Consider the following 12928-nt stretch of genomic DNA (forward strand, 5'->3'; position numbering starts at 1 on the left):
GTCGGAATGGCTGACGTGAGTCGGCTGCCGGTGGTGGTCGCCGAGGAGTGGGACTGGCAGTTGCACGGCGCGTGCCGCGGTGTGGACAGCAGCCTGTTCTTCCACACGGACAACGAGCGCGGCCAGGCCAGGGAGCTGCGCGAGCAGCGGGCGAAGGCGATCTGCCAGACCTGCCCGGTGCTGGCCGAGTGCCGGGAGCACGCGTTGACGGTGCAGGAGCCGTACGGCATCTGGGGTGGCCTCGGCGAGATGGAGCGGCGCGAGATGTTCAAACGGCAGCGGAGGGCGCTGCGCCAGCAGTTGGCCGGGTGAGCACCGCCGGGTGATCGAGAGGTCGATCCAACGCTCGGCTAGAGTTCAGGCGATCCCGTTGCACGGACCCTGCGCACACGGCAGTGTGAGAACCGTCCCGATGCTGCGGCGGCGCTTGAGCCCACAGGCGCGTACCGGACTCGCATCGGTAAGCCTGAGGAGAGCCTGGATGAGCGTGCCTGGTCTGGATGCCCAGACACCCGGTTTCCGGATCACCACGACCGCCGAGAACGGCGTTTGGCGTGTCGCCGTGTCAGGAGAGCTGGACCTGCTCACCAGCCCGCAACTGCAGGAGAAGCTGACGTCGGTCGTGGACGAGCGGCCGGCCAAGGTGCTCGCCGACCTCACCGAGGTCACCTTCTTCGACTCCTCCGCGCTGAACGCCCTGCTGCAGGTGCAGCGACACGCGCAGGAGAACAGCGTGGAGATGGCCGTGCTCGCCAGCAGCGCCGTCGAACGGGTGATCACCCTTGCCGGTGTCGACGAGCACCTCACCTGGAAGCCCGCCCCGAACTGACCACGCTTGAGCTGAACGCGCCCGAGCGAGACCGCCGCGCCCGGGGCGAGGCCGACTCCCAGCCCCAGCGAGACCGACGGGCCCGCGCGAAGCCGACGCCCAACCCGAGCCAGACCGACGGGCCCGCGCGAAGCCGACGCCCAACCCGAGCCAGACCAACGGACCCGCGCGAGTGAGACTGACAGCGCCCCGGGCAGTTGTCCACATCACCCATCAGTGATCCACAGATTTTCGCGCCCCCCTTCCCAGGCCCCGTTCCCCGGTAAACTGGGAGCGGGGCCGGCCCCCAAGGGACAGGGTGGGGGTGGGGGTCACCGGGCGGTTGATGTTGATCTTGGTGTCAGGCCAGCAGGGCGTCCAGCTTCGTGCGTACCCGGTCCAGGTCCTCGCTGTACTTGAGCACCGCACCCAGGGTCGCGACGGCGGCCTCGGCGTCCAGCTCGGTCCGGTCCAGCGCGCGCAGTGCCTGGGCCCAGTCGAGTGACTCCGCGACCCCCGGCGGCTTGAGCAGCTCCAGCTCGCGCAGTCGGCGCACCGCGCCGGCCACCTGGAGGGCCAGCCGCTCCGACACGCCCGGCACCCGCCGGCGCAGGATGGCGATCTCCCGCGCCAGATCCGGGTGCTCCAACCAGTGGTACAGGCAGCGCCGCTTCAACGCGTCGTGCACCTCGCGGGTGCGGTTGGACGTGAGCACCACCAGCGGCGGCGTCGCGGCGCGCACCTCGCCGAGCTCGGGTATGGTCACCGCGTTCTCCCCGAGCAGCTCCAGCAGGAACGCCTCGAACTCGTCGTCCGCGCGGTCGATCTCGTCCACCAGCAGCACGCAGGGCACCGAGGTGAGCGCCCGCAGCAGCGGCCGGGCGAGCAGGAACCGCTCGGTGTAGAGCGACTGCTCGGCGGCCTCCACGTCGAGCCGCCCCTCCCCCGCCGCCTCCAGCGCCCGCAGGTGCAGCAGCTGCCGGGGGAAGTCCCATTCGTACAGCGCCTGCGCCGCGTCGATGCCCTCGTGGCACTGCAACCGGATCAGCGGCAGCTCCAACGCCTCGGCCAGCGCCACCGCGAGCGACGTCTTGCCGGCGCCCGGCTCGCCCTCGCAGAACAGCGGCTTGCCGAGCCGGATGGCGAGGAACGCGGCGGTGGCCACGCCGGTGTCGGCGAGGTAGCCGGTGCGGTCGAGCAGCCGGGCCAGCTCCGTCGGCGAACCCGGGGTGGCGCCTGTCACGACGTCGAGCTTACGGGCTGAGGTCGTCGGGGGTGTCCACGTCGGCGCCGGTGCCGAGGTCGGCGCACTCGACCAGGCGCAGGTCCGCCCGCCCGGCCAACCACTCCCGCGCGCCGCGGTCACCCCGCGCGCTGTCCGCCACCTCGGGCCACCACCGTCGGCCGAGCAACACCGGATGCCCCGGTCTTCCGGAGTATCCGGCCCGCGCGACGGCGTCCGGCGCGGCCAGCGCGGCCAGCCGGGCCACCACGGCGGCCGGCACTCCCGGCAGGTCCACCAGGTGCACCAACGCGGCGTCCGGCGCCGGGTCCAGCTCACTCAACGCGGTCAGCCCGGCGCGCAGCGAGGCCCCCATCCCGGTGGCCCAGTCCGGCGCGACCACCGCCAGCCCGGGGTCGGGCAGCAGCGCCGCGACCTCCTCCGCCCGCGCGCCGAGCACCACCCGCACCGGGGCGCAGCCACCGCCGGTGAGCGCCCGCAGCGCCCGCACCAGCAGCGGCTCGCCGCCGGCCACCACGAGCGCCTTCGGGCGGCCGAACCGCCGGCCCGCCCCCGCCGCGAGCAGCAGCCCGGCCACGCTCGGCCCTCCGGCACTATCCATGGCGGCAGCATATCCGCTGGTCATGCCCTGATACGTGGTGTCCGGCCTGGTCAACCGGCGCCCCGAATGGTTAGGTTCGGCGGGTGACCAAGCCGCCCACGATCGTCGTCACCCGCCCGATCGCCGAGCCCGCGGTGAAGCTGCTCGCCGACGCCGGCGAGGTCCGCGTGCTCGACCCGGCCGACCCGCCCACCACCGAGGACGTGCACTCCGCGGTCGCCGGCGCCGACGCGGTGGTGAGCACCCTGCAGGACCGGATCGACGGCGCGTTCGCCGACGCCGCCGGGCCGGGGCTGCGCGTGGTGTCCACCGTGGCCGTCGGCTACGACAACATCGACGTGCCGGCGCTGACCGAGCGCGGCGTCGTGGTGACCAACACGCCCGGCGTGCTCACCGACGCCACCGCAGACCTGGCGTTCGGGCTGCTGCTGGCCGTCACCCGGCGGATCGGCGAGGGCGAGCGGTTGCTGCGCGAGCGTCGGCCGTGGAAGTTCGACCTCGCGTTCATGCTGGGCACCGGGCTGCAGGGCAAGACGCTCGGCATCGTCGGGCTCGGCCAGATCGGCAGGGCGGTGGCGCGGCGGGCCAGGGCGTTCGGCATGGAGATCGCCTACACCGGCCGGCGGCGCGCGCCCGCCGCGGTGGTCACCGAGCTCGGCGCCCGCTTCCTGGAGCTGCCGGACCTGCTGCGCACCGCCGACGTGGTGTCGCTGCACTGCCCGCTCACGCCCGAGACCGAGCACCTGATCGACACCGACGCGCTCGCCACGATGAAGCCGAGCGCGTACCTGGTGAACACCACGCGCGGCCCGGTGGTCGACGAGGCCGCGCTGGCGCGGGCGCTGACCGAGCGGGCGATCGCCGGCGCCGCGCTGGACGTCTTCGAGAAGGAGCCCGAAGTGCACCCAGCCCTGCTGGAACTGGACAACGTCGTGCTCACGCCACACCTGGGCTCGGCGACCGTGGAGACCCGCACGGCGATGGCGATGCTCGCCGCGCGCAACGCCGCCGCGGTGCTCGCCGGCGAGGCCCCGCTGACCCCGGTGGCGCCATGAGGGTGGTCGTCGCGCCGGACAAGTTCAAGGGCAGCCTCACCGCGGTGGAGGCCGCCGAGGCGATTGGTGCCGGAGTGCGGGACGTGCTGCCGGACGCCGAGGTGGTGGCCTGCCCGGTGGCCGACGGCGGGGAGGGCACGCTCGACGTGCTGCTGGCCGCCGGTGGGCGGCGGGTGGACGTGCGGGTACCGGGGCCGCTCGACGCCCCGGTGGACGCCTGGTACGTGCTGCTCGACGGCACGGCGTACCTGGAGTCGGCCAGGGCGTGCGGGATCGAGCACGTGGAGCCGTCGCCGGAGGTGGCGCTGGCCGCGCACACCTTCGGCGTGGGTGAGCTGGTCGGGCACGCGCTCGACGGTGGGGCGCGGTCGCTCGTGCTCACCGTGGGCGGCACGGCGAGCACCGACGGCGGCGCGGGGATGCTGGCCGCGCTCGGGGCGCGGTTGCGAGACGAGGCCGGGCGGCCGGTCGGGCTCGGCGGCGGTGCGCTCGGCGCGGTGCGCGAGGTGGACCTGGAGCCGGTGCGGGCACGGCTGGCGGGTGTGCGGGCGCGGGTGGCCACGGACGTCACGAACCCGCTGCTCGGGCCGGACGGCGCGGCGCCGGTGTTCGGGCCGCAGAAGGGCGCGGGGCCGCGCGAGGTGGAGCGGCTCGCGGAGGCGCTGGGGGCGTGGTCGGACGCGCTGGTGAAGGCCGGGGCGGAGCCGGTGGCCGACGTGCCGGGTGCGGGAGCCGGCGGTGGGATCGCGGCCGGGGCGATCGCGGGCCTCGGCGCCGGGGTCGAGTCGGGCTTCGACCTGGTGGTGGAGCTCACCGGCGTGTCGAGGGCGCTGGCCGGCGCGGACCTGGTGATCACGGGTGAGGGGTCGCTCGACGCGCAGAGCCTGGCGGGCAAGGCGCCGGCCGGCATCGCGGCGCGGGCGGGTGCGCGGGACATCCCGGTGCTCGCCGTGGCCGGCCGCATCCAGCTCGACGAGGGTGCGCTGACCGGGGCGGGCATCGCCGGTGGGCGGGCGTTGATCGACCATGCCCCGTCGCTGGAGTACGCGCAGGCCAACGCCTACCCGTTGCTGCGGGAGCAGGCGGCCGCCCTGGTCCGCCACTGGCTGGCCCGCTGACCGCCTGGTCCGCTGGCTGGCTGTGGCTCGCTGATTGCCTTGCTTGTCTGGCCCGCTGACTGTCCGGCCCACTGACCGCCTGGCCCACCGCTGACTGGCTCGGCCCAACTGGCTGCCTGGCCCGCTCGCTCGGCTGGCTGGCTCGCCTCGGCCCGCTGAGTGGCTGGCCTGCTGACGCCACACCTACGCACCCGCCGAGCGGATCGGCCCGCGTGGCTCAACCGCCGGGGGTGGCCCACCGCGAGCGCCGGGGGCGGCCGGCAACCGCGGGCGCCGGGCCACCGACTCAAGAACGCGGCACGGGACGACGGCACGACGGCGTTGCCCCAGCGCCACGCCACACGCCCACGTCGCCCTGCGATTCCACGAAGCCGATGACACGAAGTGCTGACCACGGCACGAATGGCAGCAACCGCCGCCACCTCAGAACCCGCCCTCCCTTGGGGGGCGGTCGCCCAGTTCCAGCCTATCGCCTCGGGGGCACCGCGAGGGGGATCGCGGAAATCTGTGGATCACTGATGGGTGATGTGAACAACTCGCCGCCACGGCCGAGCGAACAACGCCGGGAGCGGCCGAACAGCCGGACGGCGGCCAGCGGCGATGTGGCGCCGACGGCCAACAAGGCGACGCAAACAGGCAACACGGCCACGGGAACCGCAAACACGGCGACGCGAGCGGCAAACACGGCGACGGGAACGGCGAACACGTGTGGGGACGCCGGGCGCGCGTGCGCGGGGCGCGGACACGGCGTGGGCGCAGGGGCCTCGGGTGGGGTCGGCGGAAGCGCCGCCGACCCCACCCGAGGTCGGTTACCGCTGCGGGTCGACGTTGTCGACCGGCTGCTGCATCACCGCGAAGCTGAGCTGGCCCTGCTCGTCCTGCTGGACGTCGAGCAACTTGTCGTCGAGGAAGTCGGCGGCCTGCGGCTCCAGGAAGACCCTGGCGCCGCTCTCGGTGCCGAGAACCTGGTCGCCCTCCTCGGGGGCGGGCGCCACGGACAGCGCGAGCTGCGCCCCGGCGTCCTGCTGTTCCTGCACCGCGAACCGCAGCCCGGCGTTCTCCTGCTGCGCGGTCAGCGCGGTGATCGCCTCGGCGGCGGCGTCGGTCATGGCAAGCATCGTGGTCGACCTTCCCTTCGGTCGCGGTCGTTGCGCCTTGCCATTCCCACCGTAGGGGGCGCCGCTGCGGACCGCGCGCCCCGGTTACTCCGAACGGACGCACCCCCTGCTCAGAGTGCCTTCGCCGCTACGCACAGGTCCTCGACCAGCTCACGGTAGGCGTCCGCGCGGGCCTCGTCCCGTGCGCGCAGGATCGACGACGGGTGCACCGTCGCCAACCCCCTCGGCACCGGGTCCAGCGACACCTCCGCCTCCTCCGCCAGGTCGAGCAGCTCGCCGCGCCGCACGCTCACCTTGAAGGACGTGCCCAGTACCGACTGCGCGGCGGTGGCGCCGAGGAACACCACGAGATCGGGCCGCACCACCTCCAGCTCGGCCAGCAACCACGGCCGACACGCGGCGATCTGCGCCCGGGTCGGCTTCTGGTGCAGCCGCCGCTTGCCGCGCTCCGGCGGCACGAACCGGAAGTGCTTCACGGCGTTGGTGACGTACACCTCCTCCCGGTCGATCCCGGCCTCGACCAGCGCCTTGTCCAGCAGCGCGCCGGCGGGGCCGACGAACGGCTCCCCGGAGAGGTCCTCCCGATCCCCCGGTTGCTCGCCGACCATCACCATCCGCGCCTGCTCACCCCCCGCGCCGAACACCGTCTGGGTGGCGTTGCGGTACAGGTCGCAGCCCTGGCAGGTGGCCGCGGCCGTGCGCAATCGGGGCAGCTCCAGCTCGTCCGGCAGGTAGTGCTCGGCACCTTCGTAGTCGGGCATCGCTCACCACTCCGTGATCGGGGATCACCGCTCCGCGCCCACCGGTCCCTCCCCGGAGAGCGACGCCGTCCAGCGCAGCGTGTGCACCACCGCCTCGAGCTGGGCCACCGGGTCACGGTCCTCGGCGACGAGGTCGACGTGGTAGTCGGCGTCCTCGGGCCGGCCGTTGAGCAGCGCCAGCACGGCCCGCAGCATGGCGCGCAGCGGGGGCCGGACCTCGTCGATGCCCACCTCGTGCTCGTGCTCGTCGGTGATGTCGAGGACGAACACGTGCTCGGGCCGGACCGGCGCGGCGGCCCGCCGCACGGCCGCCGCGGTGCCGTCCACCAACGCGCTCAGCAGCGGCCGGAGCAGGTGCCGCTCCGGCGACCACTTGCCCACCACCCTCCTGACGAGCGTGGTGAGCCGGTCCAGGTCCCGCGCCCGGACCAGCGCGAGCATGCGGTCGGCGAGGTCCTGCACGGTCTGCCCACGGGTGCTCACGGTGCCCTCCGTCCTCGCACGGTCGCCGGTCTCACTCGGCCTCCCGGTCCGGGGTCCGGAGCGCCTCGGCGACCGATCCGCCCGCCTCGTCGGCCCGCCGGCCCTCCTCGCGGGCGTCGGCGGTGGGCAGGTCCAACGGCTCCTCACCGGGCGCGATCCGCTGCTCCTCCGGCAGCGCGTCGTCCACCGACTGGTCCAGCTGGTCGGCGGGCGTCGCGGCGATCGGCCGCTCCGGCACGTCCGGCGGGCGCACGTCCGGCTGCTCCTGCTCGACCCGCTCCTCGAGTGGTTCGCGGTACTGCTGCTCCATGTGCGTGGTGCCCCAGCGATCGCCGACGGCGTAGTTCTCCGGCGGCTCCACCCCTTCCTCGAGTGGATCGAGCCGGAGCCGGTCCTGGTCGAGATCCTCGCTGCTGCTCAACGCCGCCGGATCGGTCTCGACGGCGTCCGGGTCGTGGGCGTCGTCGCGATCGTGGGGAACCGCGTCGCCGATCGGGTCGTTCACCGTTGCTCCCAGCGTCGATTCCGTCGTGCCTGGCCCAGGAGGTACCCCGGAGCATCCGGGAACAAACGGTGAGGGACCGGTCGGGCGGTTGCCGTCGCCGCGCCGCGAACGTAACGTGGAGATCACGGTTGAGCAGACAGCCACGGCCCCGATCCCCGACAGGCGGATCCCCACGAGCGCCGGTGGAAGGAGTGCAGCCGTGCCACTCATCGACGAGCTCGACCTGTTCCCCGCGGAGCAGCAGGCCATCCACGATCTCGACGTCCAGTCGTCACTGCTACCGAACGGCCTGATGCTCGTCAGAGTGTCCGGCGAGGTCGACATCGTCACCGCCCCGGGGCTACGTGACCGGGTCGAGCAGGCGGTGCGCCGGTGCGCCGACGAGTCCGCGGCCGGGCTGGTGCTGGACCTCACCGGAGTCACCTTCCTCGGCACGGCCGGCCTTTCGGTCCTCCTCGAGCTCGCCGAGAACGCGGCGGGCCGCGACCTGCCATGGGCCGTCGCGGCGGCCGGGCGCGCGGTGCTCCGGCCACTCGCGGCCACCGGTCACCTGGAGACGGTGCCGGTGTACCCGGAGGTCGACGCCGCCGCGGACGTGGTGCTGACCGGAGCCGGCTGACCCCGGCGGAGCGCGCCACCCCCGCCTAGACTCGGGCCCTGCCTGATCGGGAACGGGGAGGCCTGCGTGACCACGGCGGAGCCCGAGAACACGGCGGAGCCCGACAACACGGCGGAGCCCGAGCCGGACTACCGGTTCACCCTCGCCAACGAGCGCACCTTCCTGGCCTGGCTCCGCACCGCGCTGGGCCTGGTGGCCGGCGGGGTCGCGGTGCACCAGCTCGTCCCGGGATGGTCGGTGCCGGGCGCTCGCACGGCACTGGCCGCGCTGGCCCTGGCGCTGGCCACCGTGCTCGCCGCGGCGAGCTACCCGCGCTGGCGGCGGGTGCAGCGCGCGATGCGCCGGGGTGAGCCGCTCCCGAGCAGCCCGCTGGTGCCCGTGCTGGCGGTGGGCGTCCTGGTGATCACCCTCTTCGCCGCGGTGCTGGTGCTGGTCGGGTGAAGGGCGGCGACGGGCTGCAGCCGCAGCGCACCGGGCTGGCCTGGCAACGCACGGCGCTGGCCGCCGCCGTGGTCACCCTGGTGCTGCTGCACGCGGTGGCGGGCGCCGGCGGCACTCGAGTGGTGCCCGCGGTCGTGGCGGCGGGCGGCACGACCACGCTGCTGGCCGTCGCCGGCTGGTACCGCGGCCGCGAGCTGCGCGGGCGGCGACCGGGGCGGGCCGGCCGGTCACTGGTCGCCGCGGCCGCCGGCGCGGTGCTGCTCACGGCCGCGGCCACACTGGCGCTCGTGCCGTGGTGGCCGCGCTGAGCTTCACCCCCTTCGAGTGCGAGACGCGCCGTAGCCAGGTCTCGTTGCGGACTTCGCGGACGTGTTCGCTATCTTTACGAACGATCTACGCGGTTGAGCAACCAGCCGCAGCGCGCCAGGCCACCGCTCGAACCACCGGCGGTTCGCCTGGCGTTCGCGCGAAGCGAGACGCTGCCGCTGCGCTCCCGCGGGGTCGTCCCCTGCCGGTGGTCGGCGCTGCGGCGCTCCTCGCGTGCGTTCCGTTGGCCGATCGAGGGGAGTCGTGATGTCCCAGCAGTTGCCGTACCCGTCGCCGGCCTGTGCCCGGACGAGCTGAGGGCGACGGTTCGGCGCCGTGGGCTACACCACGAACAGCGGTCGGCACGACCCCGACGCCGGGGACGACGAGCTGCGAGCGCGAATCGCGGACCTGCAGAACGAGCTGAACGGGCTGCGCAGGGCGCTGCACACCCGGGCGACGATCGAGCAGGCGATGGGCGTGCTGATCGTGTCGCACCGCTGCACGCCGCAGCAGGCGTTCCGGATCCTGGTACGGCTGTCCCAGCAACACAACATCAAGCTGTACCGGGTGGCCCAGGTGCTGGTGCGGCTGGCGGCTCGGGTCGAGCCGGACCGGTTGGAGCCGCTGCTGCGGCGGGCCGCGCAGACCGGCGGTCCTGGACTGGAGCCGGTTGACTCCGCCGCGGAGCCGGCGGAGCCCGACTCCGCGCTGATCGCGCTCGCCCGCCGGCTGGTGGACGCGGACAAGGACGGCATGGACGGCGACGCGCGGGAGGCGCTCACCGACCTGTACGAGCTGCTGGTCGAGCGGGGCTGGGTGCCCCCGTACGAGACACTGGCCACCCTGCGCGTCCGCCCCTAGCCGGAACTCTCCGAGCCGCTCACGTGGAGGCGTCGCGCAGCGCCGGCAGCAGCTCGGTCCTGGCGAAGTCGAAGAAGCCCTCCTGCTGGTCACCGCCGATCTGCACCAGCGCCAGATCGGTGAACCCGGCCTCCCGGAACGGCTTGGCCGCCGCCACGATCGACCCGACGTCGGGCCCGCACGGGATGTTCTTCGCCACGTCGTCCTCGGTGACGAACTGGGTGGCCGCGGCGAACCCCGCCGTCCCCGGCAGCTCGGAGTTGACCTTCCAGCCGCCGGCGAACCAGCGGAACTGCTCGTGCGCGCGGCGTCGGGCGGCGGCCGGGTCGCGGTCCCAGGCGATCGGCATCTGCCCGATCTTGCGGGTGGGCTCCAGCTCGAGGTCGGCCCGCTCGGCGTCCCAGGCGCGGCACAGCTCACCCTTGGGCTCCACGGCGATGAGCGCGTCGGCCATCGGGGCGAAGTTGCGCACCGACTGCATGCCGGACACCGCGACCGCGACCGGGGTCCGCCGCTCGGGCAGGTCCCACAGCTTGGCGGAGTCGACCCGGTAGTGCTTCCCGGCGAAGTTGACGTAGCCGCCGTCGAAGAGTTCCTCGATGATCATCAACGCCTCGGTGAGCATCTCGTGCCGCACGTTGACCGGCGGCCAGCCCCGGCCCACCACGTGCTCGTTCAGGTTCTCCCCCGCCCCGACGCCGAGGGTGAACCGGCCGTCGGCGAGCAGGTTCACCGTCGCGGCCTTCTGCGCCACGACGGCCGGGTGATAGCGCAGGATCGGGCAGGTCACGTAGCTCATCAGCTCGACCCGGCTGGTGACGTGCGCGACCGCGCCCAGCACGCTCCAGGCGTAGGGGGCGTGGCCCTGGGAGTCGAGCCACGGGAAGTAGTGGTCGCTCATCACCTCGAAGTCGAAGCCGGCCTCCTCGGCCGCGCCGGCGAAGTCCACCAGCGACTTCGGGTCGGCCTGCTCGGTCAATAGTGTGTAGCCGAAGCGCATCGCGCTCCCCCTTGTCCCCGTCGGTGCTCGGTGCTCAGGCCACCGGGAGGTGGCGGCGACGTCGGATGGCCTCCCGCCGCTCGGCCTCGTCGAGGCCGCCCCACACCCCGAAGGGCTCCTGCGCGGTGAGCGCGTGGTGGCGGCACTCCACGATCACCGGACAGCTCCGGCAGATCCGCTTCGCCCTGGCGACCCGGTCCGACCGGGCGTAGCCCCGCTCCCCGTCGGGGTGGAAGAACAACGCGGCGTCGAGGTTGCGGCAGTGGCCGCGCCGCTGCCACTCCCAGATCTCCGCCACGGGAGGGGGCAGCCGGGACGTGTCGGTCATCCTGGTCACCTCCGCGTTGCTGGCGCTGTCCGGGTTAGGTACCCGGTGGCGGGGCGATCCACACTCCGCGGCTCAGCTCTCACCCACGCTCGCCGCCCGCGCGGGCGAACGCCCGGCGCGGCTCGTGCTGCTGGCCGGTGGCGACGACCTGCCGCGGGAACGGCAGCGACAGCGCCCAGTCCGCGGCGACCCTGGCCTTGTGGTGCAGCGTGGGCAGCTTCGCGAGGTGGTAGGTGCGGTGCAGCACCCATGCCGGCGCGCCCTTGATCTTGACACCGTAGATCTCGGCGACGCCACGGTAGAGGCCGAGGCTGGCCACCGAGCCGGCGTAGCGGTGCTTGTACTTGCCGAGCCGCCCGCCGCGCAGGGTGGCGACGATGTTGCGGACCAGCTGCTTGGCCTGCCGGGTGGCGTGCTGGGCCGACGGTGCGCAGGTGGCGTTCGGGTCGGCGCTGGTGAGGTCGGGAACGGCGGCGCAGTCGCCGGCGGCGAACACGTCCGGCACGCCCTCGACCCGCAGGGTGGCGTCGCACTTCACCCGGCCGCGCTCGTCGAGCGGCAGGTCGGTCTCGGCGAGCATCGGGTTGGCCTTCACGCCCGCGGTCCACACCAGCGTGTCGGCGTCGTACTCGGTACCGTCGCTGAGCACCATGTGGCAGTTCTCCGCCGACTTGAGCGTGGTGTCCAGGTGGACCCGGATGCCGCGCTCGGTGAGCCGGTCGAGGGTGTACTGGGCGAGCGGGGCGCTCACCTCGGGCATGATCCGGCTCATGGCCTCCACCAGCACGAACCTGGTGTCGTCCGGATCGATGCCGGCGTAGAACGCGGCGGCCTGACGGGTGGCGTCCTCCAGCTCGGCGAGCGCCTCCACGCCGGCGTAGCCGCCGCCGACGAACACGAACGTCAGCAGCTTGCCGCGCAGCTCGGGATCGTCGGTGCTGGCCGCCGCGTCGAGCCGGGACAGGACGTGGTTGCGCAGGTAGATGGCCTCCTCGAGGGTCTTGAAGCCAATCGCGTGCTCGGCCACGCCCGGGATCGGGATGATCTTGGACACCGAGCCGGGGGCCACCACCAGGAGGTCGTAGCCGAGCCGGCGGACGTCGCCGCCGGCGACCTGGAGGGTGATCGTGCGCGCGGCGCTGTCGATCCCGGTGACCTCGGCCGTCGTCACGTCACAGCCGGGGAGCACCTCGCGCAGCGGCACCACCACGTGCCTCGGCTCCACCGAGCCGGCCGCGGCCTCGGCGAGGAACGGTTGGTAGGTCATGTACGAGCGGGCGTCCACCACGGTGATGGTCGCCTCGTCGGCGGTGAGCGCGCGGCGCAGCCGGGTGGCGGCGGTCAGCCCGACGTGGCCACCGCCGATCACGACGATGCGGGTGGGCTCGTGCGGCATCGCGGCTACACCTCCCGGGGGTCGTCCACTTCGTACTCGACGACGGTGGCCTGGTCGGCGACGTCGCCGGGGTTGGCCTCGAACGGCGGCTCGCCCTGCGACGGTGTCGACTCGGCCAGGTCGCTCGGGTTGGCCTCGAGCGGCACCCGGATCTCGTCGGGGTCGGTGCCGTCGTCGACCACCGGCTGCTGCTGCTCCTGCACGTCGGCGTCCGGCTTGAGGTCACGTGTCGGGTCCATGTGCTCGTGGTACCCGCGGGTGCCGGGCCTCAATCGCCGTGGG

At 73.6% G+C, this 12928-nt stretch carries 18 protein-coding genes; 8 read left to right on the forward strand and 10 right to left on the reverse strand.

Annotated elements, in window-relative coordinates:
* Positions 1 to 6: 6 nt before the first annotated feature.
* Both BM051_RS01850 and BM051_RS01855 read left to right on the forward strand, forming a co-directional pair.
* Positions 7 to 312, forward strand: coding sequence for a WhiB family transcriptional regulator (locus BM051_RS01850; RefSeq protein ID WP_092526894.1), 306 nt, complete (start codon positions 7 to 9; stop codon positions 310 to 312).
* A gap of 169 nt (positions 313 to 481) precedes the next feature.
* A complete protein-coding gene (locus tag BM051_RS01855) occupies positions 482 to 829 on the forward strand; it encodes an STAS domain-containing protein (RefSeq protein ID WP_092526897.1) in 348 nt (115 codons plus the stop codon).
* Positions 830 to 1169: 340 nt separating this feature from the next.
* Here BM051_RS01855 and BM051_RS01860 read toward each other — a convergent pair whose 3' ends face one another.
* Both BM051_RS01860 and BM051_RS01865 read right to left on the reverse strand, forming a co-directional pair.
* A complete protein-coding gene (locus BM051_RS01860; protein ID WP_092526900.1) occupies positions 1170 to 2051 on the reverse strand; it encodes an AAA family ATPase in 882 nt (293 codons plus the stop codon).
* 10 nt (positions 2052 to 2061) lie between these two features.
* Positions 2062 to 2652: a nucleotidyltransferase family protein gene (locus BM051_RS01865; protein WP_092526903.1), complete on the reverse strand. Its 591-nt coding sequence runs from the start codon at positions 2650 to 2652 to the stop codon at positions 2062 to 2064.
* Between the two features lie 83 nt (positions 2653 to 2735).
* On the opposite strand from BM051_RS01865, the gene BM051_RS01870 reads away from it, so the two are divergent.
* Positions 2736 to 3707 (forward strand): 2-hydroxyacid dehydrogenase, encoded by a 972-nt coding sequence (locus BM051_RS01870; RefSeq protein ID WP_092526906.1) that lies wholly within the window; start codon positions 2736 to 2738, stop codon positions 3705 to 3707.
* Complete coding sequence (locus BM051_RS01875; protein ID WP_092526909.1) at positions 3704 to 4825, forward strand: glycerate kinase; 1122 nt, start codon at positions 3704 to 3706, stop codon at positions 4823 to 4825. The genes BM051_RS01870 and BM051_RS01875 overlap by 4 nt, the downstream gene beginning before the upstream one ends.
* A gap of 809 nt (positions 4826 to 5634) precedes the next feature.
* Here the strand turns inward: BM051_RS01875 and BM051_RS01880 are convergent.
* The 4 genes from BM051_RS01880 to BM051_RS01895 form a co-directional block, all read right to left on the reverse strand.
* Positions 5635 to 5943, reverse strand: coding sequence for an iron-sulfur cluster biosynthesis family protein (locus tag BM051_RS01880; RefSeq protein ID WP_092526912.1), 309 nt, complete (start codon positions 5941 to 5943; stop codon positions 5635 to 5637).
* A 110-nt stretch (positions 5944 to 6053) separates the two neighbouring features.
* Positions 6054 to 6704, reverse strand: coding sequence for a UdgX family uracil-DNA binding protein (locus BM051_RS01885; RefSeq protein ID WP_092526915.1), 651 nt, complete (start codon positions 6702 to 6704; stop codon positions 6054 to 6056).
* Positions 6705 to 6728: 24 nt separating this feature from the next.
* A complete protein-coding gene (locus BM051_RS01890; RefSeq protein WP_092526918.1) occupies positions 6729 to 7187 on the reverse strand; it encodes a hypothetical protein in 459 nt (152 codons plus the stop codon).
* A 31-nt stretch (positions 7188 to 7218) separates the two neighbouring features.
* Positions 7219 to 7692 (reverse strand): hypothetical protein, encoded by a 474-nt coding sequence (locus BM051_RS01895; RefSeq protein ID WP_243859499.1) that lies wholly within the window; start codon positions 7690 to 7692, stop codon positions 7219 to 7221.
* 199 nt (positions 7693 to 7891) lie between these two features.
* Here BM051_RS01895 and BM051_RS01900 point away from each other — a divergent pair, with 199 nt between their 5' ends.
* From BM051_RS01900 to BM051_RS01915, 4 genes are all read left to right on the forward strand, one after another.
* Positions 7892 to 8311 carry an STAS domain-containing protein gene (locus tag BM051_RS01900; RefSeq protein ID WP_243859500.1) on the forward strand — a complete coding sequence of 140 codons (420 nt, stop codon included), beginning with the start codon at positions 7892 to 7894 and terminating at the stop codon, positions 8309 to 8311.
* A 66-nt stretch (positions 8312 to 8377) separates the two neighbouring features.
* Positions 8378 to 8752 (forward strand): YidH family protein, encoded by a 375-nt coding sequence (locus tag BM051_RS01905; protein ID WP_092526922.1) that lies wholly within the window; start codon positions 8378 to 8380, stop codon positions 8750 to 8752.
* Positions 8749 to 9060 carry a DUF202 domain-containing protein gene (locus BM051_RS01910; protein ID WP_092526924.1) on the forward strand — a complete coding sequence of 104 codons (312 nt, stop codon included), beginning with the start codon at positions 8749 to 8751 and terminating at the stop codon, positions 9058 to 9060. The genes BM051_RS01905 and BM051_RS01910 overlap by 4 nt, the downstream gene beginning before the upstream one ends.
* Before the next feature lie 334 nt (positions 9061 to 9394).
* Positions 9395 to 9922, forward strand: a complete 528-nt coding sequence (locus tag BM051_RS01915; protein WP_092526927.1) for an ANTAR domain-containing protein — start codon at positions 9395 to 9397, stop codon at positions 9920 to 9922.
* 19 nt (positions 9923 to 9941) lie between these two features.
* Here BM051_RS01915 and BM051_RS01920 read toward each other — a convergent pair whose 3' ends face one another.
* The 4 genes from BM051_RS01920 to BM051_RS01935 all read right to left on the reverse strand — a co-directional run bounded on the left by BM051_RS01920 (position 9942) and on the right by BM051_RS01935 (position 12885).
* On the reverse strand, positions 9942 to 10922 hold the full coding sequence (locus BM051_RS01920; RefSeq protein WP_092526930.1) for a TIGR03557 family F420-dependent LLM class oxidoreductase: 981 nt from the start codon (positions 10920 to 10922) through the stop codon (positions 9942 to 9944).
* 34 nt (positions 10923 to 10956) lie between these two features.
* Positions 10957 to 11250, reverse strand: coding sequence for a WhiB family transcriptional regulator (locus tag BM051_RS01925; RefSeq protein ID WP_092526933.1), 294 nt, complete (start codon positions 11248 to 11250; stop codon positions 10957 to 10959).
* A 79-nt stretch (positions 11251 to 11329) separates the two neighbouring features.
* Positions 11330 to 12646 (reverse strand): NAD(P)/FAD-dependent oxidoreductase, encoded by a 1317-nt coding sequence (locus tag BM051_RS01930; RefSeq protein WP_092526936.1) that lies wholly within the window; start codon positions 12644 to 12646, stop codon positions 11330 to 11332.
* A 5-nt stretch (positions 12647 to 12651) separates the two neighbouring features.
* On the reverse strand, positions 12652 to 12885 hold the full coding sequence (locus BM051_RS01935) for a hypothetical protein (protein WP_092526939.1): 234 nt from the start codon (positions 12883 to 12885) through the stop codon (positions 12652 to 12654).
* Between the last annotated feature and the right edge of the window lie 43 nt (positions 12886 to 12928).

The organism is Amycolatopsis arida (assembly GCF_900115565.1).
In the GTDB taxonomy this organism is placed as follows: domain Bacteria; phylum Actinomycetota; class Actinomycetes; order Mycobacteriales; family Pseudonocardiaceae; genus Yuhushiella; species Yuhushiella arida.